This is a genomic window from Kitasatospora sp. GP82, from assembly GCF_029892105.1.
In the GTDB taxonomy this organism is placed as follows: Bacteria; Actinomycetota; Actinomycetes; order Streptomycetales; family Streptomycetaceae; genus Kitasatospora.
Genome location: NZ_JARZAJ010000009.1, coordinates 192,285 through 218,952, shown reverse-complemented (window position 1 = coordinate 218,952; position 26,668 = coordinate 192,285). Strand labels below are relative to the sequence as shown.

Annotated in this window: 11 protein-coding genes; 5 read left to right on the top strand and 6 right to left on the bottom strand. The window is 72.0% G+C overall.

All coding sequences use genetic code 11. The features are described 5' to 3' along the window. Positions 1 to 1,218 carry a sarcosine oxidase subunit beta family protein gene (locus P3T39_RS12130; RefSeq protein WP_280697495.1) on the bottom strand — a complete coding sequence of 406 codons (1,218 nt, stop codon included), beginning with the start codon at positions 1,216 to 1,218 and terminating at the stop codon, positions 1 to 3. 394 nt (positions 1,219 to 1,612) lie between these two features. Here P3T39_RS12130 and betA point away from each other — a divergent pair, with 394 nt between their 5' ends. Continuing rightward, positions 1,613 to 3,274, top strand: a complete 1,662-nt coding sequence (gene betA, locus P3T39_RS12125; RefSeq protein ID WP_280697494.1) for a choline dehydrogenase — start codon at positions 1,613 to 1,615, stop codon at positions 3,272 to 3,274. Here the strand turns inward: betA and P3T39_RS12120 are convergent. Continuing rightward, positions 3,256 to 3,591, bottom strand: a complete 336-nt coding sequence (locus P3T39_RS12120) for a bifunctional 3-phenylpropionate/cinnamic acid dioxygenase ferredoxin subunit (protein ID WP_280697493.1) — start codon at positions 3,589 to 3,591, stop codon at positions 3,256 to 3,258. The genes betA and P3T39_RS12120 overlap by 19 nt on opposite strands. A gap of 143 nt (positions 3,592 to 3,734) precedes the next feature. Between P3T39_RS12120 and P3T39_RS12115 the strand changes: the two genes are divergently transcribed. Next, positions 3,735 to 4,529, top strand: coding sequence for an IclR family transcriptional regulator (locus P3T39_RS12115; RefSeq protein ID WP_280697492.1), 795 nt, complete (start codon positions 3,735 to 3,737; stop codon positions 4,527 to 4,529). Positions 4,530 to 4,582: 53 nt separating this feature from the next. On the opposite strand, the gene P3T39_RS12110 is transcribed toward P3T39_RS12115, so the two are convergent. Together P3T39_RS12110 and P3T39_RS12105 are read right to left on the bottom strand one after the other, a co-directional pair. Next, complete coding sequence (locus P3T39_RS12110; RefSeq protein WP_280697491.1) at positions 4,583 to 6,163, bottom strand: amino acid permease; 1,581 nt, start codon at positions 6,161 to 6,163, stop codon at positions 4,583 to 4,585. 55 nt (positions 6,164 to 6,218) lie between these two features. Beyond that, positions 6,219 to 7,706 (bottom strand): aldehyde dehydrogenase family protein, encoded by a 1,488-nt coding sequence (locus tag P3T39_RS12105; RefSeq protein ID WP_280697515.1) that lies wholly within the window; start codon positions 7,704 to 7,706, stop codon positions 6,219 to 6,221. A gap of 255 nt (positions 7,707 to 7,961) precedes the next feature. Here P3T39_RS12105 and P3T39_RS12100 point away from each other — a divergent pair, with 255 nt between their 5' ends. Together P3T39_RS12100 and P3T39_RS12095 are read left to right on the top strand one after the other, a co-directional pair. Next, positions 7,962 to 10,448 carry an FAD-dependent oxidoreductase gene (locus tag P3T39_RS12100; RefSeq protein WP_280697490.1) on the top strand — a complete coding sequence of 829 codons (2,487 nt, stop codon included), beginning with the start codon at positions 7,962 to 7,964 and terminating at the stop codon, positions 10,446 to 10,448. Positions 10,449 to 10,481: 33 nt separating this feature from the next. Then, the gene (locus tag P3T39_RS12095; RefSeq protein WP_280697489.1) at positions 10,482 to 11,603 is read left to right on the top strand and encodes an aromatic ring-hydroxylating dioxygenase subunit alpha; all 1,122 of its coding nucleotides are present in this window, start codon (positions 10,482 to 10,484) and stop codon (positions 11,601 to 11,603) included. A gap of 145 nt (positions 11,604 to 11,748) precedes the next feature. Here P3T39_RS12095 and P3T39_RS12090 read toward each other — a convergent pair whose 3' ends face one another. Further along, entirely contained in the window at positions 11,749 to 14,979 is a 3,231-nt protein-coding gene (locus P3T39_RS12090; RefSeq protein ID WP_280697488.1) for a cytochrome P450, read from the bottom strand. 203 nt (positions 14,980 to 15,182) lie between these two features. Here P3T39_RS12090 and P3T39_RS12085 point away from each other — a divergent pair, with 203 nt between their 5' ends. Further along, positions 15,183 to 16,040, top strand: coding sequence for a LuxR C-terminal-related transcriptional regulator (locus P3T39_RS12085; protein WP_348534331.1), 858 nt, complete (start codon positions 15,183 to 15,185; stop codon positions 16,038 to 16,040). A gap of 75 nt (positions 16,041 to 16,115) precedes the next feature. On the opposite strand, the gene P3T39_RS12080 is transcribed toward P3T39_RS12085, so the two are convergent. Then, positions 16,116 to 26,663, bottom strand: a complete 10,548-nt coding sequence (locus P3T39_RS12080) for a neuraminidase-like domain-containing protein (protein WP_280697487.1) — start codon at positions 26,661 to 26,663, stop codon at positions 16,116 to 16,118. Between the last annotated feature and the right edge of the window lie 5 nt (positions 26,664 to 26,668).

The following is a 26,668-nucleotide window of genomic DNA, read 5'->3' as shown; positions in this document are numbered from 1 at the left end:
TCAGTGGGCGACGGCAGCGGCGCCGTGCTCGTCGATGAGGGCCCCGGTGGTGAAACGCTCCAGCGCGAACGGCGCTGCCAGCGGGTGCGGTGTACCGGTGGCGATGGTGTCCGCGTACACCCGGCCGGAGGCCGGAGTCGCCTTGAAACCGCCCGTCCCCCAGCCGCAGTTGAGGTAGAGGTTCTCGATCGGCGTGCTGCCGATGATCGGGGAGGCGTCCGGGGTGACGTCGACGATCCCGCCCCAGGTGCGCAGCACATGCGCACGGGCGAAGATCGGGAACAGTTCGAGGGCGGCGGCCATCTGGTGCTCGATCTGGTGGAACGAGCCGCGCTGGCCGTAGCCGTTGTACGAGTCGATGCCCGCCCCCATGACCAGCTCGCCCTTGTGCGCCTGGCTGACGTAGACGTGCACATGGTTGGACATCACGACGGTCGGGTGTACGGGTTCGAGCAGTTCGGAGACCAGGGCCTGGAGCGGGTGGCTCTGCAGTGGCAGCCGCAGGCCCAGCAGATCGGCCAGGGTGCTGGTGTGCCCGGCTGCGGCGAGCGCGACCCGTCCGGCGCCGATCCGGCCCCGGGTGGTCTCCACTCCGACGACGCGCTCGCCGTCGCGGACGAAGCCGGTCACCTCGCAGCCCTGGATCAGGTCGATGCCGTACGCGTCGGCCTTGCGGGCCAGTGCCCAGGCGACGTGATCGTGCTTGGCGATGCCGGCGCGGGGCTGCAAGGTCGCCCCCAGGACCGGGTACCTGACCTCCGGTGAGGTGTTGACGATCGGGCAGAAGGCACGGACCTCGTCCGGGTCGAGCCACTGGGCGTCGATGCCGCCCAGCCGGTTCGCGTGGACGCGCCGGATGCCCTCGCGGACGTCCTGGAGGGTGTGGGCCAGGTTGAGCACACCGCGCTGGCTGAACAGGAAGTCGTACTCCAGTTCCTCGGGCAGCGTCTCCCACAGCTTGAGCGCGTGCTCGTAGATCGCGGCGCTGGCGTCGCACAGGTAGTTGGAGCGGATGATCGTGGTGTTGCGGGCCATGTTCCCGCCGGCCAGCCACCCGCGTTCCAGCACGGCGACGTCGGTGATGCCGTGGTCGCGGGCGAGGTAGTAGGCGGTGGCGAGTCCATGGCCGCCGGCACCGACGATGACGACGTCGTAGGCCCGCTTCGGGTCGGGGGTGCGCCACAACCAGTCGGGGTGTTCGGGCAGTTCGTGGGACATCGCATCAAGCCCCTCGACAGTGTCTCGGACTACGCACACTGTTGCGCCTACGACAACAGCCGTCAAGGGGCCGTGTACGTCTTGACGCCGTCCGACGCCACCGGAAAACTGTTGCGCCATCAGAAGCCGGTTCCGTATGAGGAAACCTGCCGGTCGACCCATCTGCTCGATCCGTCCGGCCACCAGGCGCCGTTGACCCGACCTCGCAGTACTGAGACCGACCGGCAACAGGGAGCGCGGGTCAAGGAGCGACGCCGGGGCAGGCACCCCGCCCCGGACATCAGCCGCTGACGCGGCGGGCGCTCCTTCACCCACCCCCCATTGCCGGAGGGTCCAAGCCCCGTTCGGTAGCGCACCCGCCGGGTGCCGAAAGAGAGCCAGGGCAGGAACTCACATGACCTTGCAGCAGTACGACTTCATCATCGTCGGCGGGGGTTCGGCGGGCTGCGCCCTCGCGAACCGGCTCAGCGCCGACCCCGGCAACCGGGTGCTGGTCCTGGAGGCCGGGCGACCCGACTACCTGTGGGACGTCCTCATCCACATGCCGGCGGCCCTCACCATGCCGATCGGGAACCGTTTCTACGACTGGAAGTACGAGTCCGAGCCCGAGCCCTTCATGAACGGGCGCCGGATCTACCACGCCCGGGGCAGGGTGCTCGGCGGCTCCAGCAGCATCAACGGCATGATCTTCCAGCGCGGCAACCCGCTGGACTACGAGCGCTGGGGTGCCGACCCCGGCATGAAGACCTGGGACTACGCCCACTGCCTGCCGTACTTCAAGCGGATGGAGAACTGCCTCGCCGACCGGGACGGCGTCTTCCGAGGGCACGAAGGGCCGCTCGTGCTCGAACGCGGGCCGGTCACCAACCCGCTGTTCAGCGCCTTCTTCGAGGCCGTGCAGCAGGCCGGCTACCCGCTGACCGACGATGTCAACGGCCACCGCCAGGAGGGCTTCGCCGCGTTCGACCGCAACCTGCGGCACGGCCGCCGCCTCAGCGCCGCCCGCGCGTACCTCCACCCCGTCCTCCGCCGCCCCAACCTCAGGGTGCTGACCCGGGCGTTCGCCACCCGGGTGCTCCTGGACGGCAGGCGGGCCGTCGGCGTGGAGTTCACCCGCGGCCGCAGCGGCGCGCCGCAGCGCGTACGGGGCGGGAGGGTGATCCTCTGCGGTGGTGCGATCAACTCGCCCCAGCTGCTGCAGCTTTCCGGCCTGGGCAACGCGGACGAGCTGTCGGCGCTCGGTGTCACACCGGTGCACCATCTGCCGGGCGTCGGCGAGAACCTCCAGGACCACCTGGAGGTCTACGTGCAGCACGCCTGCAGGCAGCCCGTCTCGCTGCAGCCCCAACTGAAGCTGTGGCGCAGGCCCTTCATCGGCGCCCAGTGGCTCTTCCTGCGCAAGGGCCCCGGAGCGAGCAACCACTTCGAGGGCGGCGGCTTCGTCCGCAGCAACGAGGACGTCGACTACCCCAACCTGATGTTCCACTTCCTGCCGGTCGCCGTCCGCTACGACGGCTCAGCCCCGGCCGGCGGGCACGGCTACCAGGTGCACATCGGCCCGATGTACTCCGACGCGCGCGGCTCGGTGAAGATCAGGTCGCGCGATCCGCGCCGCCACCCGGCTCTGCGCTTCAACTACCTCTCCACGGAGCAGGATCGCCGCGAGTGGGTGGAGGCGATCCGGGCCACCCGGGACATCCTCGGCCGGCCCGCCTTCGCGGAATTCAGCGGCGGCGAGATCTCCCCCGGCGCGGCCGTCGAGACCGACGAGCAGGTTCTGGACTGGGTCCGCCGCGACGGCGAGACCGCCCTGCACCCCTCCTGCACCTGCCGGATGGGCGTCGACGAGATGTCGGTGGTCGATCCGACGACCATGCAGGTGCACGGAGTCGACGGCCTGCACGTCGTGGACGCCGCCGCGATGCCGTATGTGACCAACGGCAACATCTACGCACCCGTGATGATGCTCGCCGAGAAGGCAGCCGACCTCATCCTCGGCAACACACCGCTCGAACCGGATCACGCCGAGTTCTACCGTCACCACAAGGCGGGGTGATCCGGCTCGCCGACCGTGACGTGCAGCTGGATGTAGCCGTCCGCCACGGTGACCCGGTGGGTACGGAGCGGCTGCCTGGCCGGCGGGCAGGTCGGCTTGCCGGTCCGCAGGTCGAACGAGGCCGCGTGCAGCGGGCATTCGATGAGGCGGCCCTCCAGCCAGCCGTCGGCCAGCGAGGCGTCCTGGTGCGTACAGGTGTCGTCGACGGCGTAGAACTCGCCGTCCGCGTTGAAGACCGCGACCGGAGCCGGGACGCCGTCGGTCACCCGGACGACCTCTCCGGGCGGCAGGTCCTCCGGGCGGCACACCCTGATCATGTGGGAGTCTCCCCTCCGTTGCGCAATAATCAACGCGACGCGGAATGCGCAACTCTGCATCATGGTTTCGGCAGCCTGAACCCCTGTCAAGAGGGCCGCCGAATCCCCTTCACGAGGCCGGAATCCCTGCCTATTGTTGCGCCATGAGCAACAGCTTCAGACCGTCGGGAACCCCGCGCGTGGCAGAGTCCCCGGTGCAGTCCGTGGACCGCGCCGTGACGATCCTTGAACTCCTGGCCGCCCGGGGCGAGGCGGGGGTCACGGAGATAGCCGCCGAGCTCGGCGTGCACAAGTCGACCGCGTTCCGGCTGGTCGCCACCCTGGAGGTCCGCGGCCTCGTCGAGCAGCCGGGTGAGCGCGGCAAGTACCGGCTGGGCCTGGGACTCGTCCGGCTCGCGGGCGCGGCCACGGCCCGGCTGGACCTGTCCCAGCAGAGCCGGCCGATCTGCGAGCGCCTGGCGGTGGACGTCGCGGAGACCATCAACGTGGCGATCCTCGACAGTGACGCCGCCGTCAACATCGACCAGGTGCTGGGCCCTTCGGCCGTCACCACGCACAACTGGGTGGGCCAGCGCACGGCCCTGCACGCCACCTCCAGCGGCAAGGTCCTGCTGGCCCATCTGCCGGAGGCCGCGCTGGAACGCCGCCTCGCCGAGCCGCTGACCGCCTACACCCGGCGGACCATCACCGATCCCCGGAAGCTGCGCGAGCAGCTGGGGAAGGTCCGTGCGGACGGCTTCGCCTGCACCGTCGAGGAGCTTGAGACCGGTCTCAACGCCGTCGCCGCACCGCTCTTCGCCTACCACGGGCAGGTGGTGGCCGCCGTCAGCGCATCGGGGCCCTCCTACCGGCTGACGGAGCGTCGGATCCCGGAGGTGGCGGCTGTGGTGCGGGCCGCCGCCGAGGAGATCTCGGCCCGGCTCGGGTACGTCGGGTGAACGGCGGGTGAGGGGTCTTCGGAGGGTCTTCGGCGCCCGTCACGGACGGCCCGTCAGACCTTCTCCCGCACCGGGCCCGCGGTGGACGGAGCCGGCCCGAGGCTCCGGCGCCGAGCGAGGTACAGGCCCGCGCCCACGGCCGTGATGACGGCGGTGAAGACGACGGCGCCCCACCGGTAGTACCAGTGGTCGCTGCCGTAGACGGCCGCGCGCGGCCAGGCGAGGTTGACGGTCATCGCCCCGCCGTAGAGAACGGCCACCAGGTTCACCGCGGTGCCCCAGCGCCCGAGGTTGAAGTACGGCCCGTGTCCGGGGACCGGCCACCGGCCACGGAGCCGGCGCAGCAGCATCGGTGCGGTGACCATCAGGTAGGGGATGTAGAACAGGATGATGGCGACGGAGGTGAGGATGTAGAACACCCGCTGGTTGCCGATGTTGACCAGGAGCAGGGCGATGGTCAGCACGCCGGTGAGGACGGCGGGCACCACGGGCGTCCTGGAGCGGGGCGAGACCCTGGCGATCGCGTGGCTGAACGGGAGCCCGCCGTCGCGGGCCATGGCGAACAGCAACCGGATCGCGGCGGTCTGAACGGCCAGGCAGCAGACGGTGATCGCGATCGCCGAGCAGACCAGGAAGGCGTCGCCCAGACCCGTGCCGAGGGTGGACTTGATGAGGTAGGGCATGCCCAGGGTGCCCAGTTCCCGGGCGTTGACGTCGCCGACCGCCATCATGCCGACGAGCATCAGCAGGCCTCCCGCGACGAACGCGGTGGTGATCGCGCGGATGATGGCTCGCGGGGCGTGGCGGCGCGGCTCCCTGGTCTCCTCGGCCAGTGATCCCGCGGTGTCGAAGCCGTAGAAGACGTAGGCGCTCATGATGGACGCGACCAGGAAGGCGCCGAGGTAGCCCCAGGAGTGGCCGGCGCCGGCGCCGTGGGTGCGCAGTGCGACCTGCGGGCCGCGGTGGATGTGGATGGCGAGCATGGCGATCAGCAGGGTGACGCCGATGAGTTCGACGGCCACGCCCAGGTTGTTGATCTTCGCCATCAGGCGGACGCCGACGATGTTGACGACGGTGGTGAACACCACCAGGCCGAGGGCGAGCAGGATCGCGTTCTCGGCGCCGTTCGGCGTGGCCGTCTGACCGGCATCGTCGGCACCGCCGACGATCTGGAAGGCCAGCGAGACCTGCGGCAGGATGACCTGGTAGGCGACGGCGACAGCGGCGGCCGTGACGATCGACCCGATGGCCATGATCCAGCCGGACATCCACGAGGTGGCCGGGCGGGCGATCTGCTTCGCCCACTGGTACACGCCACCGGCCAGCGGGAACTGCCCGGCCAGCTCGGCGAAGCAGAGGGCGACGGCGAGCTGGCCCAGGAAGACCGGCGGCCAGGTCCAGATGAAGGCCGGCCCGCCGGAGGCGAACCCGAAGCCGAAGAGCTGGAAGACGCCGGTCATGATGGAGATGTAGCTGAATCCGGCGGCGAAGCTGGAGAAGGAGCCGAGCGAGCGCTCCAACTCCTGGCGGTAGCCGAAGCGTTCGAGGTCGCGGCCGTCCTCGCCCGCCGGCCCTGGCAAGGCGGCGGGCACGGTCTTGGCGCTCGGTCCGGCGTTGCCTGATCGCTCACTCATGGGGACGCTCCAAGGCAGGCAGGATATGGATGGTGCGCTCGGGGGGCTTGCCGCGTCAGCTGGCGAACCAGCGCTGCGGCGCCGGGCTGACGGTGCGCCAGATGTGCTTGGTCTCCTGGTACTCGCGCAGGCCCGACGGGCCGAGCTCGCGGCCGGTACCGGACTGCTTGCGCCCGCCCCACTCGGCCTGCGGGACGTACGGGTGGTAGTCGTTGATCCAGACCGTGCCGAGCCGCAGCCGGGCGGCGAGGCGCTCGCCGCGGCCGGCGTCCCTGGTCCAGACCGCGCCGGCCAGGCCGTAGGGCGTGTCGTTGGCGAGGGCCACCGCCTCGCTCTCGTCCTCGAAGGTCTCGACGGTGAGGACCGGGCCGAAGACCTCCTCGCGCACCACGGCCATCCCCGGGTGGCAGCCGTCGAGGACGGTCGGCCGCAGGAAGTACCCGTTCCTCAGGTCCGGTTCGGTCGGGCGAGTGCCACCCGCGCGGAGGACGGCGCCCTCGGCGAGGGCGCCGGCGAGGTGGCTCTCGACCTTCGCGCGATGCTCGGCGGAGATCAGCGGGCCGGTCTCGGTCTCCTTCGCCAGGCCGCTGCCCAGTCGGATCAGGTCGGCGCGCCGGGCCAGTTCGGCGGTGAACTCCTCGTGCAGGCTGCGGTGCAGAAGCAGCCGGGAGCCCGCCGAGCAGACCTGACCGGAGTGCAGGAAGGCGGCGGTGAGGGCGAAGCCCACGGCCGCGTCCAGGTCGGCATCGGCGAAGACGATGTTGGGGTTCTTGCCGCCGAGTTCCAGCGCCACCCGTTTGACGGTTCCCGCGGCCCCGCGCATCACCGAGCGGCCGGTGGCCAGCCCACCGGTGAAGGAGACCAGGTCCACCATCGGATGCTCGGCGAGGGCCGCCCCGACAACTCCGGGGCCGAGCAGCAGATTTGCGGTGCCGTCCGGGGCACCGGCCTCGGTCAGCCGCTCCTGCAGCAGTTCGAAGAGGCGGATCGTGGTCAGCGGGGTGAGCTCGCTGGGCTTGGCGACCAGCGTGTTACCGGCGGCCAGTGCCGGTGCGACCTTCCAACAGATCTGCAGCAGCGGGTAGTTCCACGGTGTGATCAGGGCACAGACGCCCACGGGCTCGTGGACCACCCGGCTGACCGCGTCCGCCCGCCCGGTGTCCACGGTCCGCCCCGCATCGGCGGTGACGAGCGCCGCGTAGTAGCGCAGTACCGCCGTGGCGTCGTCGACGTCCGTCCGACTCTCGGTCAGCGTCTTGCCGGTGTCGAGGGTCTCCAGCAGGGCCAGCTCCTCGCGGTGCTGTTGCAGCGCCTCCGCGGTGGCGGTGAGCACGCTCGCGCGCCGGACGGCCGGGGCAGCCGCCCAGGAGCCCTCGTCGAAGGCGGCCCGGGCAGCACATACCGCCGACTCGGCCTCCAGTGCCGACGCCTCGGCGACCATGACCAGGTCGGTCGCGTCGTAGGGGTTGACGACACGACGCTCGCGACCGTCCGCGGCGGCGGTCCAGGAGCCGCCGATCAGCAGGGAGTTGGGGTTACTGATGGGCTGCACGCCACCGCCTCCTGAGCTGAGTTGCGCAATACGGGACGTCTGTCCTCATTCGCAACTCGATGCCGCCTCAGCATGGGAGGCGGACCCATCGACGTCAATACAACCGAGTTAATCCGCCGTAAACGTCCGCGAGTTGGCGACGTCGTCTTGACAGCCCTCGACAGCGAGCCCGACGCTGTTCCTCATAGCGAGCTATTTTGCATAATGCGCAACTGTGGCCTACCTCCGGAGAGGACGGACCCAGCGATGGCAGCCCGCCCCGAAGTCGCCCCCGCCCCCGACGTCGCCCCCAAGGGCTCGCCCAGAGTCGTGGTGATCGGTGCCGGCATCGTCGGCTGCGCCCTGAGCGACGAACTCACCGCACGCGGCTGGACGGATGTCACGGTGCTGGAACAGGGCCCCCTGTTCGCCACCGGCGGCTCCACCTCGCACGCCCCCGGCCTGGTCTTCCAGACCAACGCGTCCAGGACGATGACCGCTTTCGCCGCCTGCACCGTCCGCAAGTACAGCGGCCTTGAGCTGGACGGACAGTGGTGCTTCCGCCAGGTCGGCGGCCTTGAGGTGGCCACCACCCCGGAGCGCGTCGAGGAGCTGAAACGCCGTCACGGATACGCCACCGCCTGGGGCGTCGAGAGCCGCCTGCTCGACCCCGCGGAGTGTGCCGAGCTGCACCCGCTGCTCGACCGCGACCGGGTCCTGGCCGGCTTCCACACCCCGGGCGACGGCCTCGCCAACGCGGTCCGGGCCGCCGAGGCGCAGGCCCGCCGGGCAACGGCGCGCGGCGCCCGGTTCCTCCCCCGCCACACCGTCACCGGTATCGAGTCCTCGGGCGGACGGGTCACCGCCGTCGTCACCGACCGGGGCACCTTCGCCGCCGACATCGTGGTCTCGTGCGCCGGATTCTGGGGGCCGAGGATCAGCCGGATGGCCGGCCTGACCCTGCCCCTGCTGCCGATGGCCCACCAGTACGCCAGGACCACCCCGCTGCCCGCGCTCGCCCGCTCGCGCGCCACCGAGGCCGACGAGGCGCTGCTGCCGATCCTCCGCCACCAGGACCGCGACCTGTACTTCCGCGAGCACGCCGACCGGATCGGCATCGGCTCCTACGCCCACCGCCCGATGCCGGTCGACCTCGACCGCCTGGCAGCCGGCGACGTCATGCCCTCGATGCTGCCGTTCACCGAGGAGGACTTCGCCCCCTCCTGGCGGGACGCCCGCGAGCTGCTCCCCCCGCTCGCCCGGAGCAAGGTCGAGGAGGGCTTCAACGGCATCTTCTCCTTCACCCCCGACGGCTTCCCGCTGCTGGGCGAGGCACCGCAGCTGCGCGGCTTCTGGGTCGCCGAGGCGGTCTGGGTGACCCACTCCGCGGGCGTGGCCGCCGCCATGGCCGAGTGGCTGGTCGACGGGCGGCCGCGCACCGACGTCCACGAGTGCGACATCAACCGCTTCGAGGAGGTCCAGCTCGCCCCCTCGTACGTGCACCGGCGCAGCTGCCGGAACTTCGTCGAGGTCTACGACATCCTGCACCCGCTGCAACCCGCCGAGGAGCCACGACCGCTCCGGGTGAGCCCGTTCCACCAGCGGCAGCGCGAACTCGGCGGCTGCTTCCTGGAGTCCGGCGGCTGGGAGCGACCGCACTGGTACGAGGCCAACGCCGGGCTGCCCGCCGTCCGCGGCATCCCGCCGCGCGGTGCGTGGGCCTCGCGCTACTGGTCGCCGATCGCCGGGGCGGAGGCGCTGGCCACCCGGGAACGCGTCGGGCTGTTCGACATGACCCCGCTGCGCCGGCTGGAGGTCACCGGGCCGGGTGCGCTCGCCCTGCTCCAGCGGGCCACCAGCAACCAGCTGGACAAGCCGGTCGGCTCGGTCACCTACACGCTGCTGCTGGACGAGTCCGGCGGGGTCCACAGCGACCTGACCGTGGCCCGGCTCGGCGAACACAGGTTCCAGGTCGGCGCCAACACCCCCCTCGACCTGGACCGGCTCACCCGGCTGCTCCCCGCCGACGGCACCGCGCAGGTCCGCGACATCACGGCGGGCACGTGCTGCATCGGCGTGTGGGGCCCGTTCGCCCGCGACCTGGTCCAACCGCTCACCACCGCGGACTTCTCGCACCGCGGCTTCAGCTACTTCAAGGCGAAGCAGGCGTACCTCGGCGAGGTGCCGGTCACCGCGCTGCGGGTCAGCTACGTCGGCGAGCTCGGCTGGGAGCTGTACACCAGCGCCGACAACGGGCTGCGGCTGTGGGACATGCTCTGGGAGGAGGGCCGGACGCTGGGCGCCGTCGCCGCCGGGCGCAGCGCCTTCAACAGCCTTCGCCTGGAGAAGGGTTACCGAGCCTGGGGCACCGACCTGACCACCGAGCACAACCCGTACGAGGCGGGCCTCGGCTTCGCCGTCCGGCTGGACAAGGGCCCCTTCATCGGACGGGACGCCCTGCTCGCCGCGGCCGGGAGCGAGCCGCTGCGCCGACTGTCCTGCCTGGTGCTGGACGATCCGCACGCGGTGGTGATGGGCAGGGAGCCGGTGTACGCCGCCGGGTCACCCGCCGGGTACGTCACCAGCGCGGCGTACGGCTACACCGTCGGCAAGTCCATCGCCTACGCCTGGCTGCCGGCCCGGGCCACTGTGCCGGGCAACCGGGTCGAGATCGAGTACTTCGGCGAGCGGCTGCCGGCGACCGTCTCCGCCGAGCCGCTCTTCGACCCCCGGATGGCCTGCATCCGCCGCTGACCCCTGAGCCCCCATCAACGAAAGGCGACCGTGGTGACCAGCACCGATCTCCCGGCCAGTCTGCTCCGCACGCTCCCGGGCACCGCGTACACGGACCCGCGGGTCTTCGCGCTGGAGCAGGAGAAGATCTTCGAAGCCATGTGGTTCTGCGCCGTGCGCGCCTCCGAACTCGGTGCACCGGGCAGCTTCCGGACCGTCCAGGTCGGCCGGGAGAGCGTCCTGGTGACCCGCTCCCGCGACCACCGTGTCAGGGCCTTCCTCAACATCTGCCGCCACCGTGGTGCGCGGATCTGCACCGAGGAGTCCGGTGAGGTCAAACGGGCCTTCCAATGCCCGTACCACGCCTGGACGTACGGCCTGGACGGCACGCTGGTGGCCGCGCCCAACCTGACCGGCATGCCGGACGTCGACCGGAAGGCCTACGGCCTCGTCCCGGTGCATGTGCGCGAATGGCTCGGCTACGTCTGGGTGTGCCTGGCGGCGGAGCCGCCGTCCTTCGAGGAGGACGTCGTCTCGGCCGCGACCGAACGGCTGGGCGACCCGCAGGCCATCGGCCGCTACCAGGCCGACGAGCTCGCCGTGGGCCGCCGCATCCGCTACGACGTGCGCGCCAACTGGAAGTTGATCGTCGAGAACTTCATGGAGTGCTATCACTGCGCCACCATCCACCCCGAACTCACCGAGGTGCTGCCCGAGTTCGCCGACGGCTACGCCGCGCAGTACTACGTCGGGCACGGCGCCGAGTTCGCCGCAGAGGCCGAGGGCTTCACGGTGGACGGCGGCCCGGGCGTCGACCGGATCCCCGGTGTCTCGGCGGAACAGGACCGCAGGTACTACGCGATCACGGTCAAGCCGCAGGTGTTCATCAACCTGGTGCCCGACCATGTGATCGTCCTTCGGATGTACCCGCTCGCCGCGGACCACACGCTGGTGGAGTGCGACTGGCTCTTCCTGAGGGACGTCGTCGACTCGGGCAAGGACCTCACCCGCTCGGTGGAGCTCTTCCACCGGGTCAACGTCCAGGACTTCGACGCGTGCGAGCGCTGCCAGCCCGCGATGGACTCCCGCGCCTACGCCGCCGGCGGTGTGCTCGTACCCAGTGAGCACCACATCCGGGCCTTCCACGAGTGGGTCGAGGGCAGGCTCCGACGCTGACACCCGCACTCGCTCCTGACAGCTCGCGCGGACGGCCCCGGGGTAAGACCCGTTCTCACTACCCGCGAGAAACCTGGCAATCCCCTCACCGAGGACGGGCGCCCGCAGCGCACCGGGCGGTGGGCTGCGGGCGGGTTCGGTTCGGTCAGCCTCCGTAGACGTCCTCGACGTACCGGCCCTGGGCGATCAGGGTCTGCAGCCAGTGGTGGGCGCCCGCGCGGTCGGCGCCGGGGATGCGCTCCAGGTAGAGGGTCCGGAACGCGTCGCGGACGCCGGGTGCCATCCGGGCGCCGTCGCCGCAGACGTAGACCCGGGCACCGGCGTCAAGGAGGCTCCACACCCTGTCGGCCTCGGCGGTGATCCGGTCCTGGACGAAGCGCCGGCCCTCGACGGGGGCCGCGCTGAAGGCGGGACGCATGGAGACGGCCCCGGCCCGCTCGGCCGCGTGCAGTTCGGCGGCGTGCAGGTAGTCGGCGTCGGGGGCGTCGCAGCCGAAGTAGCACAGTGCCGGGGCGAGCGGGGTGTCGTCGGTGCCCTGCGCGAGGCGGGCGCGGCGGTCTGCGATGGCGCCGCGGAAGGGGGCCAGTCCGGTTCCCGCCGCGATCATGATCACCGGGGTGTCGGCGCCGTGGTCGATACGGAAGGCCTCGCGGCACGGCTGGATGCGGGCGAGCACGGTGTCGCCGGGCCGCACGGCGCTCAGATAGCCGGAGCCCGTGCCGCGGAAGGTGCCGCGGCCGGAGCGCGCGGGGGCGTGGAGCAGGGAGACCATGAGGTCGACGTGGTGCGGGTCGGTGGCCGGGGAGGACGACACGGAGTAGTGCCGGGGTCTGATCGGAGGCAGCAGCTCCAGCAGTACGGGCCAGGTCAGGGCTTCGCGCAGGGCCGGGTGGTCCTCGATGACGTCCAGCAGGCCGCGGTGGTCGGCACACCGCGCGTCGGCGTCCTCGGCGAGGGCGCGCAGGGCGGCCTGTTCGGGCGGGCAGGGGTTGACCGCCGCAAGGGTGTTCAGCTGTTCGGGGGTCGGGCGGTCCTGCAGCTCGACGTGGTGGGTGAGCAGCTCGCGAACGGTCAGCGGCCGGTCGACGGCGAGGCCGCCGCGGCGCGGACGGTTGGCGACGATGCTGAGGACGGTGTCGAGGTCGGCGTGCAGCAGCCGGGCGGCACGTTCGACGAGGGCGGGGTCGTTGGCAGGGAGCACGGTGAGGTGGTCACCGGTGCGGTAGGCCGTCCCCTCCGGCAGGGCGAGGCGGACCAGGCGCTTGACGCGCGGATAGTCCGGGCGGGTGAGGTCACCGGTCTCGGTGACGGTCATCGCCGCCATACCGTGGCGGGTGGCCAGGGCGTCGAGTGTGCCGCCGGTGACCTCGGTGACGGTGTAGGCGGGACCGTCCCGCTCGGGCCGCTGCCGCGCGGTGCCGGGGTCGCCGTGCCGTTCCAGCAGGGCGGTGCGCAGCGCGGCGGTGAACTCCTTGACGCTGCCGCTCAGATCGCCGGAGGCGTCGGCTTCGGCCCGGTCCAGGATGCGGGTGGCGCCGAGGGCCGCGAGCCGCTCGTCGATCAGGGTGGGGATGCGCTGGTAGGTGGCGGACCAGTTGCGGTCACCGACGCCGAGGACGGCGTAGCTGACGCCCTTCGCGGCACCGGGCTCGGCCGTCTCGAGCCACCGGACGAAGGCTGCGGCGTCGTCGGTGGGCTGTCCGTTGTAGGAGGCGGCGGTGATGACGACGGGCCGGTCGGTGGGCAGTGCGGCGCGGTGGGCGTCGAGCGGCGCCGTGGCGGTGTCGCACCCGAGCTCGGCGGCGGCGTCGGCAAGCCCGGCGGCGAAGCCGCGGCAGGTGCCGTAGTTGGAGCCGTGCAGCAGCAGCACGCCGGTGCCCTGCCGGACGTGGGTGGGCCGATCTGCGGCGTCGGTGGGTGCGCCCTCGGTGGGCGCGGGGGTGTCGGCCGGCAGTGCGGCACGGGTTGCGGCGCGGTCGGCGGGGGTGCGCGGGACAACGGTGAGGGTGAAGCCGTCCGGCTTGATGGTCAGTGACTGCTTCAGCGTCAGCCGGTAGTCGGCGTGGTCGATCAGCCGGTAGCGGCGGACGAGCATGCCGAGCAGCATGGTGGCCTCGTGCAGGGCGAACTGACGGCCGATACAGGCGCGTTCGCCGGTACCGAACGGCTTGAACGCATGCGGGGACCGGGCCGCTTCCGCCTCGGGGGCGAACCTGGCGGGGTCGAACAGCTCCGGATTGTCGCCCCAGGCGGGGTCGCGGTGCAGCATCGGGGTCATGACGATGACGGGCTGCCCGGCGGGCAGCGGGATGCGGCCGCCCAGGACGGTGTCCTGGCGCGCCTGGCGTCCGAATCCGGGAGCGGCGGGCCACAGCCGCAGGGTCTCGTTCAGCACCTGGCGGGTGTAACGCAGGCGGCCGACGTCCTCGAACGTGGGCTCCGGGTCGGCGGTTTCGCCCCACAGCTGGTCCACCTCGCGCTGTACCCGGTGCAGCGCAGCCGGATGCCTGACCAGATTGTGCAGGGCGAAGGCCAGGGTGCCGGAGGTGGTCTCGTGCCCGGCGATCAGGAAGGTGATCACCTGGTTGCGGATGTTCTCCAGGTCCAGGGCGGTGCCGTCACCGGGATGCGTCGCGCTGAGCATCAGGCCGAGGAGGTCCTGCACCTGGTCGCCCGGGCCGACCCCGGCTGCCGTGCGCGCGGTGACGACCTCGTCGACCACCGAGGCGAGGTAGGCGGCGTCGGCGCGCATCGCCTCGTCGTGCTCGCTGTAGTCGAGGCCGGGAGCGCGGCCGAGCCGCTTCATCGCCCAGTCCAGGCAGCGCACCATCGCGCTGACGAACGGGTGCGGCTCGTCGCGGTCGAAGGAGCCGAAGTCGAACCCGAACCCGGCAAGCCCGATGGTGTCCAGGGTCATCCGCGTCATGTCCTCGGGAACGTCCACGGGGGCGCCGGACGCGGCGCGGCGGTCCCAGGAGGTGAGGAGCCGGCGGGCGACCTTCAGCATCACCGGGTGGTAGGTGCGCATCGACCCGAGCGCGAAGGCCGGCATGAGGATGTCGTGGGCCTTGGCCCAGTTGGGCTCGTCGTTGTAGGCCGTGAACAGGCCGTCGCCGGTGAACTCCCGCACGTTCTGCAACGCGGGACCGACGGCCTTGGTGAAGCGCTGCTCGTCGGCCAGCTCGGTGACCAGGTCCAGGCTGCTGACGAACAGGGTGTCGTGGCCGTGCAGGCGCTGGACGAAGGCCGGGCCGTGGCGCCGTGCCAGCTCCATGTGCCGCAGGACCGGCGTCGCGGTCGGGCCTTCGGCGGAGACGTCGATGACGGGAACGCCGTCACCGCTGCCGGCCCGCGGTGGAAGCAGGGTCTCGGTCATGGGTGAACTGCCCTCCGGGGTCAGGGATTCCGGACTACCGCCGCCACGGTGCGGGCGGCTGGCTCCACCCTGGCGCAGCGGGAGTACCGTGTGGTCCACCCCTCCTACATGATTGTGTAGTGACCTCGGGAGCGTCGGTCTTGCGCCGTCCGGCTCCGGGGGTGTAACGGCAGGGGCGACAACACGACGATCAGGGATGCGGCATGGATTCCCACGACATGGATTCCCGAGGACAGTGTCCGGGTGGACCGCCGGACGACGGCGCCCGGACGCCGGATCGGAACCGGGCGGTCGTCTGGCGCAACTGGGCCCTGCTCCTGTTCGACCACCTGCCGGTACCGACCGCCCTCTGCGACGCCTACGGCACCGTACTGCTGGCGAACCCCGCGATGGCCGCGGAATGGGGCACCCTTCCCGGGCGGCTGACCGGACGCAACGCCCTGGACCTCTTCCGCCCGAAGACCCCGCCCCGGCTCCATCCACTCGCCGAGGCCGTACGGCTGCGCCGCAGGTCGCGGTATCCGATCGAGGTGTCCTGGTCCACCGGGACCGGCATCGAACGGCACGGCGAGCTGACCGTCGACCTGGTCAGCGACACACCGGACGCCCTTCCGCACCTGCTCCTGCTGCTGAGCGTGCTGGACGAACCCGCCCCGCCTGCCCCCGAACCCGGCACGCACGCCCGGGTGAGCCCCATGGAAGCGCGGATCCTCGCCCTGGCCGCGGGCGGCTCCACGAACACACAGATCGCCACCGCCGTGGGACTGACCGTGGACGGGGTCAACTACCACCTGGGACGCCTGTCCCGGCGCTGGGGAACGCCGAACAGAACGGCACTGGTCGCGCGCGCCTACGTGACGGGAGTCCTCGCGCCGGGCGCCTGGCCCCCGGAGCCCAGCAGCGCAGCGCCCCCAGCCTCGGCTCCAGGTCCGGCGGCCGTCGCTCCAACCGGCCACCAGGCCACGGGCGCCGCCGTCGGACCAGCGGTCCTGCTGGAGGACGGTGACCACGTGCCGCGGGTCGCGCGGGTCGACGGCAAGGTACGGCAGCGGCCGATGTGACGGTGAATCACCCGGTGCGATGCAGCGCGACGGTCCGGGGCGCCCCGGACCGTCGCGCTGCATCGCACCGACGCTCTACCGCTCACGCTGCCGGTAGCCGCAGACCAGGAAAACCCGGGCGAGCGCCCCGACGCCGTGCGGAAAGTGGAAGAAGCCCAGCTCGCGCTCGCTGCCCCGGCTGCGCAGGGGCAGCGAGGTGTCCAGCACACCGTGGTACAGCCCCTGCCACTCGGCACTCGCCAGGCAGTCGAGCTCGCGGCCGGCGCAGGTGCACTCCGCCCCGTCGGGATGCTCGGCCTCGTGCTCGGTGAGGAATCTGACGCCGAGATCGGCCCGGCAGTCCGGGTCGGCGAGTTGGACGAACAGCTCCAGTCTGGTGATCTCCACCGCCGCGGTGCTGAGCAGGAACGGGAAGTGCTCGCGCGCCAGGCGCAGCGGCAGCAGCGCCCGGCCTCCCCCGCCCGGCCGGCTCGGCCGCAGCCGGTACCAGTCGTCAGGGAAGTCGTGCCGGATGTCGAAGAGCCGAAGTCCGGCACCGGGGAGCCACCGCTGGGCGTCCGCGTTGGCGGCCCGGCGCAGCACCTCCCCGCCTTCGCGGGCGGTGTAGTTGAGATGGAGGACGGCATCGCCGAGCGTGTCCAGGTCGAACCGGTTGTTCTCCGGCGGCAGTTCGATCCGCCAGCGGCTGACCGCCCCGGCGAACTCGAACGGCAGGTACCGCTCGTCCCGGAAGTTGAGCTCGAACAGACCGGAGTCGTTCTGGCCGCTCGACGTCGCGATCGCCTCGGCAGCACCGTAGTTGCGCACCAGCCGGGGGTCGTCCGGCACGGCGCGGTAGCCGTCCGGCACCGCCTCTTCCGACTCGGTGCCGCAGGTGGTGCAACAGGTGCCGGCCGGCCGGCGGTGCCCGGGGCCGGGCCGCTCACCGCCGGCGTGGTCGCAGCACCCGGCGGGTGGCGCGGTCAGTCGCGGATCCACCCGGGTGGTGCTGCTCAGCAGCGTCAACCGGCAGTGCACTCCGGTGTACGGGCCGACCACACACGGGATCGTCATGGTGACGTTCCTGATTCGGCGCAGGTAGTGGCCGGGGTAGTCGAGGTCGAACATCCACTCCGGCACCTCGATCTCCGCCCGGCCGGCCGTCTGCAGATGCAGGAACGCCAACGGGAAGTCCAGCCGCAGCGACAGATGCTTGGTCAGCTCGTACTCGCGGCAGTTGGCGTCCAGGTACGCTCCCTCCATCTGGCGCAGCGCCAGCTGGAGGCGTTCCCCGGCGAGCAGCCCTTCGTGCAGGTTGTCCCAGTCGTCCGAGGGCAGGAACTCCCGCGCCGTGTGGCCGCGTTCGTAGTTGAACGCGCGCTGGGCCCGGCGTGCGGTGTGCCGGGCCAGTTCGTACAACTGGCGGTGCAGCGCCGCGGTCTCCTGCTGGAGGAAGAGGTAGAGCTCCGGGTTGGTGAACTTGCTCCGCAGGAAGTCCTGCACCTCGACGGAGTTCTCGATCTGCTGCTGATGGTTGTTCAGCTCGCGCAGGGCCGCGTCCCGCCGCCGCTCCGCGCCGAGGATCTGACGTTCGATCTGCTCGATCTCGATGCTGGTCACGTCGACCTGGTGGTGCCACTCGTCCAGGCGCCTGTCCCAGCCGCCCTCGGTGAGGCTCAGCCCGGCACTGGTGTTGGCGATCTCCGCCAGTGCGTTCATGATCCGCGCTGCGGTGGAGAACCCGGCGGCGAGCTTGTTGCCCAGCGGCAGTTGCTGGAACTGCAGGGGCGATCCGGCGATCCCTGCGACGCCGAGCCAGAAGTCGGGGATCATCCCGATGCCCTGGGCGATCGCCTCGGACACGTTGCCCGCGACCCGCGAGCCGATCGACACGGCGGTCAGCGCCTGGTACCCGGTCTCCCCCGCGTTCAGGCCGCGCTGGACGAGCTGCTGGTAGTAGCGCAGCCTGGTCTGCGCGCCCTCCTTGGTCCTGTCCAGTGCCTGCACCTGCCAGTCGGCGTCCCGCCACTGGTTCTTCCGGACGTCGAGGGCCAGTTCCAGCAACTGCCGTTCATGCGTGGCGCGCAGTGCGCCGAGTGCTTCCGCGTCTCCCTTCTCGTAGGCCGAGAGCAGCGCGGCGCCGAGCCCGCGTACCTCGCTGGCCAGGTCGATCGCCTTCTGCACGAGGAAGGTGAATCGGTAGGGGCTGGCGCAGCAGCGGCACTCCTGGGCGCCGTCGCAGTCCGCGTCGCAGGGGTCTTCGGACTCCCGTCGGCCGTCGCGCAGTTCGCTCGCACCCCAGTAGTCCGCGTCGCCCCACAGCCTGGTGCCCTGGCGGCGCGCGGGTCGGCGCAGCCGACGGCCGTTCAGACTGTGCCTGACCAGTGCGAGCCGGTCCGCGGTCAGGTCGTACAGGGCGAGCAGCCGGGGGTTGAGCGGCGCGGGGCGGGGCCGGAACCCCGCCACCGTCTGCGCGGTACCGACGGTGTCCCGGGCGAGGACCCGGACGGGCCGTCGGCCGAGCAGCTGGTCAAGGACGCCGAACACCACCGTGGCCTGCTGGTCCGACTCCGGCGTGTTACGGCAGAGCAGCGCGTCGCCCCACTGCCGCAGTGTCTCCAGATAGGCGAGCAGGACAGCCCGGTCGCGTGCGATGTCGTCGCCGACCGGTGACGACGGGCAGCACGCCACGTCGGGCCGGTGCTCGCCGCCCTCGGTCTCCCGCTCCTGGGCCACGCAGCGCGCCCAGGTGTTGTCGCGGTGCAGCGGCGGGTGGGCGATCTCGTACCACTTCAGCGCGGCCTCGTACCGGCAGTGGGTGCGCAGTGTGGCGGCGACGGTCCGCGCGACACTGTGGCCCGAGGGTGGGACCAGGCACGCTCCGGGCGCGACATATGCGAAGTAGGGGTAGGCCGCCAGCCCGCCGATGAAAGGGGACGGGGTCGGCAGTACCGGGAGCTGAGGTCCGGCCACCCGTGGCAGCACCACGGCGGAGTCGGTCGCCAGGTCGTAGCGGAAGCCGGGTGGCGGGATCGCGGGCGGCTGCGGTCTCGGGTATCCGACCGGCACCTGGCCGCCGGAGACCTCGAACCGCAGCGAGTCCAGTGTCCGTCCCTGGAAGAGCAGTTGGGCCGTCGGCGCCGAGTCGACCCGCACGCCCTCGGCCGAGCGCCGCACCGGCTCGAACTCGCCGCGGTGCATCCGGCTCCAGTAGAGGTGGACGACCGGCTCCGGCTCCCACCTCAGCAGCCCGGGCAGCTTGTCCTGGCGGTGCCAGTCGGAGGTCTCGTCGACCTGGCGGTCCGGGTTGGCCGGGTCCGGGTGGGCGACGCCGAGGTCGGCGTCCTGCTGCGCGTCGAAGTCGTCGAAGGCCGCGGAGTCGGCCAGCCAGAAGTAGTACTCGTCGGCGGCCGGCGGGTGGCCGCACCGGCATGGGGCACAGCAGCCGCTCGACGGTGGCTCGGGGTGCTCGGTGAAGGTGCTCGAAGCGGGTGGGATCCCGGCGGCGGCCAGCCGGACGAAGCGGGTGCCCAGGCGCACTGCCGCTTGCAGCCAGAGCGGCGGTCGGTCGGCGGTGAAGGGGGGCGGAGCGGTCGCGGCGGCGGTGGCGGCCGCGACGACGGTCTCCGCATCGCCGCCCGTCGGCCGGAGACCGTCAGGTCGCGGTACGTCCGGCGCGGACGTGGGGGCGGTCGATGGGGCCGCCACCTCGGCGAGCCAGGACGGCCGGGCGGCCCGTTCCGGCATCCCGAACACGTCCAGCCCCTCGTCCGGGGCCTTTCCCGCGGCCACCGGGGGGACGAGGCGGATCTCGGCCGGTTCACGGGCCTGCAACACCGTCAGTCCGGGGTGCTCCGGCGGTGTCCGGTCCGGCCACCATTCCAGCCCGCCCGGGACGGGAACCGTCAGGGTGGCGCGGCGCAGCTCGGCCTCCAGGAAGCGGAACGCCTCGGACTCCCTGGCGGCCCGGAGGTCGTCCCACTCGATCCAGTTCTCCCGGTACACCTCGCGTCGGCGGCAGGACTCCCAGGTGCGGAAGGTCGCGAAGCGGCGCTCCCACAGCAGCACGAAGGCCGGGCCGACCGTGAAGCCCGACGCGTCCTCAAGTCCGAGCCGGGCTCGCTGCACATAGGCCTGGACGGCGCGGACGGCATCCTCGATCCGGCTGGTCCGCTCGTCGATCCCGGCCAGGACGTCCTGGAGCAGCAGGTCCGAGAGATCGCGCGGCTCCCGGGCGAACGCCCCGGGCGTGAACGGCAGCGGTACCCGGTCCATCCCGCAGAGGTAGCCGAGCAGGGCCGTCCTGGCCCGCTCGCGCAGCCCGTCGTTGAGCCGCCGCAGGTCCTCGTAGCGGCGCGGCGCGCCGTTCTCGAAGCAGCCGTTCCGGACGAATGCGGCAAGGTCGGCGTTGCCCGACCGAGGGGGCGTCACCCATGGCGGCGCGTCCACCGGCGTACCCGGATCGTCAGAGGCCCAGAGCGCCACTCGGGCATCGGTGATCCACCGGTCGTCGCCGCGCGCGCCCGGCAGCCCGCACCGGTGCAGTCGCCGCAGCCACGTCTCGCCCTGCCGGATGCGCACCGCCCAGCGCTCGTCGGCCAGATCGAGCGCGGTGGCCGTGTCGAGGACATAGAGCTCGGGGGTGCCGGTGGTGCCGTCGGTGAAGTAGTAGTGCAGCACCTGCTGGGCGTGGCGCAGGTCGACGCCGAGGTGGCGCAGCAGTTCGGCCGGGTCGTCCGGCTGCCGTTCGCAGACCTCGGCGAAGAGCAGCCAGGCCGGGTGCTCCCGTGCGCGCCCGGTCTGGGCGCGCAGGCGTGCGTAGTCGAAGAGCCTCTCCCAGCCGTCGAACAGCGCGGCCTGCCGCCGAGCACTGGGCCGTGCCCGCTGATCGGACGCCGGCTGCGGCGGGTAGGGGTCGCCCACCGGCAGCAGGTCGAGGTCGAGCCAGGCGTGGTGGGTGGCGAAGGCCGTCGTCCCGGTCCTCGGGTAGGACGTCCCCTCGAAGGTCTCGGGATGGTCGAGCAGGTAGCCGAGCTCGGACTGCCGGTACGGGTGCACGGGGTGCGCCGAGAGCGCGAACCGCTCGGCGAGCAGCAGCGCCTTGAACGCCCGCTGGTAGGTCCGGCGGATGTCCCGGAGGGTGCTGGTGTAGCGGGTCTCCAGGTATACGGCGGCGGTCTCGTGGGCGCCGATCCGGGCGGTCGGCCCTTGCTCCTCACCGCCTGCGCCGCCTTCACCGCCTTCACCGTGCCGGACGATGCCCTCGCCGAGCGTGCCGTCCTTCTCCCGCAGGAAGAGCCTGTCGTGCGGGATCTCGCCGAGCACCCCGCCGGTGTCCGGTCCGGTGTACTTGAGCTGGAAGCCGGTGCGGGTCGGGCAGACGTCCTCGGGCCGCGCGAACTCCGGTTGGCACTGCTCGAATTCGACCGTGATCCGGTACGTCCCCCGGCGCAGCGCGAGCGGCCGGGAGGCGGCGGCGGGCGCGTCCTCCCCGGGCATCCCGTGGTTGAGGAGCACCCAGCGCCGCTGGCCGCGCTGGAGCGTCAGCCGCCAGCGGCGGCCGGGCGCCGCGGGGTCGGGCTCGTGGTCGCCCTCGGTCGGGGCACCGGCGTGGAAGCGGTAGCTTCCGCCGTGTTCGACCAGCAGCTCGCCCGTCCAGGTCACCGCGAACGGCTGGGCGCCGCCCAGCGGCGTGCCGTCGGCGTCGCTTCGGGCGAAGCCGTTGTGCACATAGACCTGCCTGCGCTGCTCCACGGTGAGGGCGTGGTCCAGCGCGGGCAGGATGGTCGGCACCGGCGCGTTGTGGGCGTCGCGCACGGCCCCGAAGGCGGTGAGCGGCCCTCTGGTCTCGCGCCAGAGGGGGCCGGGCGAGGCCCCCTGGCCGAGGCCGCGGTACTCGCCGAGCAGTCCGGTGCCGGCGATGCCGAGCAGCGCGGCGAACGCACCGCCACTGGGCTGCGGCTGCCAGGTGGGCACGGGCGGCTCGCCGGAGTCGTCCTCCCAGGGTGTCAGACCGCCGTTCTCGTCGCCGAGCAACCTGCGCAGCACCTGCCTGGCGGCCGCCCGGCCTGCTTCCGAGGGCTGACCGCCGGTCACATCGGCCACATGTGCGGCGAGATGGTCGGCGATTGCGCGACAGCGGTGGTGGAAGAGCGCGAACTGCCGCTGGAAGAAGGCGAACCGCTCCTGTTCGTCGGGCTCGCTCACCAGCCGTTCGATGGCGCTCTCTGCGTTGTCGAACAGGGCGGCGAAGGGGGCCAGCGCGGCTCGGGGCGCGAAGTACAGGTCACGGACGGCGATCTGCTCGGCCTCCCTGAGCGGGCGCAGTTCGCTCAGGGAGGCGATCACCTGCTCGTCCTTCAGCGGCAGTCCGGTCCACAGCTCCCCGGTGTGCCGGTCGTAGCCGAACGGGCCCTCGGGCGGGCCCAGCCACATGTCCGGCGAGGTGTCGTCACCGGCGAGCGGAGTGCGGTACTGGCGCCGGAGCCGGTCCACCGGATGGCCGGCGCGTTCCAGCGTCCGGGGGAAGAAGTGCTCGCCGAGCTCGGCCAACGGATCGGCACCGCCGGGCGGTGGGGCCGGGTAGCCGAACTCCTCGCGCAGCGCCGTGGTGATCCGCGCCCAGCTCCACCGGCGGGCCTCCTCCTCGTCGACCTCCACCGCGAGGACGCTGCGGCGCAGCGACCACAGCGAGGACCGGCCGTCGTCCTCGGCCGGCCCGGACTCGGGCAGCAGCAGCGGGTCGTCGCAGGACTCGTTGCGGTCCGGCAGCGGGAAGGGGTCCGAGCCGTCGAGGTGGTCGTCGACGGTGTAGAGGAACAACAGCTCGCCGACGGTGAAGTCGGAGGCGTAGATCTTGCCCAGGACCTCGGCGAAGCGGAGGGTGTGGGTCGGTAGCGCGTACCAGGTGTCCGACTCGCTGTCAGGAGCGAAGCCGGCCAACCGGGAGAGCGGGGCCAGGTTGTCCGCGACCACCTTCGCGAACTCGGGGCCGCGGCGGCGGCAGGCGTATCGGGCCTCGGCGTGGTCCTCGACCCCGTCGAGCAGCAGCTCCACCGCGCGCTGCCGGCCGGGGCCCGGCTGCTGGGAGCCCCAGAGCGCGAGCAGCGGTACTCCGCCGTCCGGCTGCCCGGGGCCATCGGACGGTTCGGGCAGCGAAAGCCGCAGGTCGGCGCAGAGGATCAGCAGGGCTGCCAGCTGGCGCGGGAAGTCCGGGTTGACCGCGCCGGCGGAGTCGAACAGGTGCAGCACCTCGCCCAGGGCCCGGAGCAGCGCGAACGAGAGCGAGAGCTCGGGCCGTTCGCCGAGTCGTCGCCAGAGCCTGATGAAGACCGCGAGCCGGTGAAGCGCGCTGCTCGGGTCCTGCCGGTCGGCCGGTTCGGTGAACCGGATCCTGAGATCGTCCGGGCAGCAGGGCTCGCAGTCGGGGAACCCCGAACCGGCCTCCCCGTCCGTACGGGCGCCGGGGCCGTCCGCGTCGAAGCCGACCACGCCGCACTTGTGCAGGTCGAGCAGCTCGCAGTAGGTCAGGCCCGTCCGCCGCAGGAACTCCGGCACGGCGAGGACGGTGTCGGCCCACTGCTGCCCGTCGTCGGGGGCGACGCCGTACAGCTCGCGCAGCAACGCGTCGTCGGCCTGGCCGGTCGCGTACAGCCGCTGGTACTCCGGCTCGGAGATCCCGAGGTACTCCAGGGCGAGTTCGAAGCGGACCGGGTAACGCCACCGATGACGCTGGAAGCCGGCCGGTTCGTGCGCGGGGTCGCTGTCGAGGACGAACTCCGTGATGTCCCGCCGGAATCGGCGCATCGCCGCGTACCGGCTCGTCCCGAGACGGCACAGGTAGGAGCGGCAGACGTCGAGCGGCTGGTCGTACGGCAGGACGGGGGCGGAGAGGTCGGAGCGCAGCGCGGCGTACGCCTCCGTCGAGGCGGTCGGCACGTCGACCGTGGCGGGGGAGGAGTGCTCGGGGAGCGCGGCGAAGAGCGTGGCGGGGTCGTGCGCGAAGCCGGCTGCCGGGTGACTCTGCGCGTTGACGCCGTCCGGGGTGGTGCCGTCGGTTCCTGCGGGGTCCGTGGCCGGGTCGTACTGCCGCAGCCGGTGCCCGGCCAACTCGGCCTGGGCCGTGTCGAAGACCGCTCCGGCGATCGAGCCCGAGCCGCCCGGTGCCACCCCGGCGGCCAGTGCCTCCAGGCTCTCGTTGACCAGGTCGATCACCGGCAGCGGCGTCTGAAGGTTGGCCCGGGTGGCGTGCAGGCCGGCGATCGGGCCCCGGCGGTCGGCCAGCGCCTGCGCCAGGCGCCGCGACTCCCCGACGCCCCGGGGGTGGTCGCAGGTGGACGTGGCGGAGGCGGCCAGCAGCTCACTCAGATATGCCACCGGGCCGAACGGCGACAGATGCGGGGGCGGCACACAGTCCGTCAGCGATCCGTCCGGGTTGACCGGGAGGAAGGTGCCGGGGTCCTGGCCCGGGTCCGGTCCGGGACCGCCGGCCTCCTGCTGGATCGCGGCGGCGTACGGGTGGGCGACCGTACCGCTCAGCGCCGCCTGGAACTCCTGTGCGGTGAGCGCGTGCACGGCGGCCCGGCTGGTGAAGCCTCGCGCGTACAGGGCCTCCAGCAGCGAGAAGCGCAGCTCCGCCGGGACGGCTGCCGGCGAGGTCAGCCGGTACAGCTCGTCCAGCGCGTGGAGCGCCTGCCTCAGCCAGGCCTGTGCGTCCGGATCGCCGGGGAAGGTCTCCTGGACGGCTTGCGTCAGTGCGTTCGGGTCCGGGTCGGTACCCAGCGTGAAGGCGCCGACGTTCTGGCCCTGATAGGCCGTCACGAACCGGTCGAACACGTCGTCGACCGATCTCCCCAGCGCCGGGATGACGGTGGTGACCTGCTGCCCGGGAGGCCCCGCCTCGATCGGCACGGTGAAGAACCGGCGCAGGTGGCGCAGGAACGCCTCGACCCGTTGGGCCGGTGTGCCGGGCGCGGCGAAGGCAGGCAGCAGATCGAGGTGCACCGGCGGGCCGAGAAAGAGCTGCCGCCACTGCTGATCGGTCTTCAGAACGAGGTCCGCCACACTGGCTACCCCGAACGCCGGTGCCTTGATCGCGGCGATCAGCGGCTGGAGGTTGCCGGTGACGATCCGCAGCACCAACTCCAGGTAGGCGGCGGGCTGGGCGGCCACCTCGTGGACCCAGAAGCCCTGGTCGATGCCGGCGCTGTCTCCCGGGTGGGCCAGCCAGTCGGTCACCAGGGTCGTGATCGGCGCGTCCAGACTGACGCTGGGCAGTGCCCCCGCCGCACCGCCGAGCGCCCGAAGCCGACGGGCCGCGCGCACCGGCTCGATCGCCCCGAGCCCCGGCGCGGTGGCGCAGCTCTCGACGGCGCCCACGCTCCCGGCCTCGACCGCCGCCCGAAGGGTCTGCAGAACGGTCGACTCGGCGGCGAACCGGGCCGCGTCGTACCGCTGAGCCGCATCCAGCTGCGGCGGGAGGACCGCCCCGAGCGCGTAGAAGTAGGCTGCGGGGACGGCGAAGGCCGGTGCCAGCCCGGTGGCGCCCGTCGGCGCGGTCAGCAGCACGGCGGTGTCCAGGAAGACCGGATGCGCGGCCGGCCCGGTGATCACGGGGAAGGCCAGGGCCGCGCTGTCCGCGGTGGGCGGGTCCGGTGGGGTGCCGGTGACGGCGTCAGGTCCTGCTGTGATCCGCTCGCAGACCATGGCGGCCGAGGCGGAGAAGACGAAGCCCGCCAGCCGGGCCGCCTCGGCGTCGTGCGTGGCGTGGTAGCCGGTCTGCTGCGCCTCGAACTTCTGCCGCTCGTTCTCGGCGTTCTGCGCCGCGTCCGAGGTGTCGCCCGGAGCGTGGGTGTAGATCGCGCCCAGCTCGGCAGGCTCAGCGGGCGGTGGGTAGCGGACGCGGTCCCACACCAGCTCGGCGGCGATCTGCCGGCACTGACCCACCGTCAGCTGCGGCCGCTGGTGCAGGTGCCCGCCGGTGCCCGGGTCCTTGTCGAGGACGTGGTTGACCGCGTTGACGAGCTGGTCGAAGTTGGGCGCCGAGCCGTCCGCGGGCAGCTCGACCCGGTCGGGGACCGGCCCTCCCCCGGTGGGCGGCGCGGGCGGGATCGCCGCATACCCGGCGACCGGCAGGGCGTTGGGATCGGGCGTGAAGAACTCGGCCTGCAGGACGGGCAGGTTGGAGTCACTGATGGTGGTGATGTTGTAGTTGACGGTCGGGTCGGCGATCTCCGTGCCACGTGTGAGCGCCAGCCTGACGTCGTACGACGTCGGGGTCGGGTACTCCGCATGCGGCGTGGCCGGCTGCACCGCCATCACCACCGTGGCGGCGGCCTCCAGGAGCGGATTCCCCGTCAAGGGATCCAGGACCGGGAGGTCGGTCAACGGATCCACCACGAAGTGCTGGACGACGGCGGGCGCCGTCTCGGGCACGGTGACCCCGTCGACCGTGGTGGTCGCCGGAGTGAACACCACCCCCAGGCCCGGCGTCACCACGTCCTTCGCATGTCCGATCGGCACTCCGGCGCTGCTCTGATCGAACGTCATGTCGTAGGCGGTCAACTCCAGCCCGGTGAGCGCGGACGTGAAGAGATCACCGGTCGTCGGCACCGTCGGATGGAGCCGGATGATGATGTAGTCCATTTCCC

Excerpts from the sequence above, each read along its gene's own strand:
- betA (WP_280697494.1), top strand. The coding sequence starts at position 1,613 with ATGACCTTGCAGCAGTACGACTTCATCATCGTCGGCGGGGGTTCGGCG.
- P3T39_RS12130 (WP_280697495.1), bottom strand. The coding sequence starts at position 1,218 with ATGTCCCACGAACTGCCCGAACACCCCGACTGGTTGTGGCGCACCCCC.
- P3T39_RS12085 (WP_348534331.1), top strand. The coding sequence starts at position 15,183 with ATGGATTCCCACGACATGGATTCCCGAGGACAGTGTCCGGGTGGACCG.
- P3T39_RS12080 (WP_280697487.1), bottom strand. The coding sequence starts at position 26,663 with ATGGACTACATCATCATCCGGCTCCATCCGACGGTGCCGACGACCGGT.
- P3T39_RS12120 (WP_280697493.1), bottom strand. The coding sequence starts at position 3,591 with ATGATCAGGGTGTGCCGCCCGGAGGACCTGCCGCCCGGAGAGGTCGTC.
- P3T39_RS12110 (WP_280697491.1), bottom strand. The coding sequence starts at position 6,163 with ATGAGTGAGCGATCAGGCAACGCCGGACCGAGCGCCAAGACCGTGCCC.
- P3T39_RS12090 (WP_280697488.1), bottom strand. The coding sequence starts at position 14,979 with ATGACCGAGACCCTGCTTCCACCGCGGGCCGGCAGCGGTGACGGCGTT.
- P3T39_RS12100 (WP_280697490.1), top strand. The coding sequence starts at position 7,962 with ATGGCAGCCCGCCCCGAAGTCGCCCCCGCCCCCGACGTCGCCCCCAAG.
- P3T39_RS12115 (WP_280697492.1), top strand. The coding sequence starts at position 3,735 with ATGAGCAACAGCTTCAGACCGTCGGGAACCCCGCGCGTGGCAGAGTCC.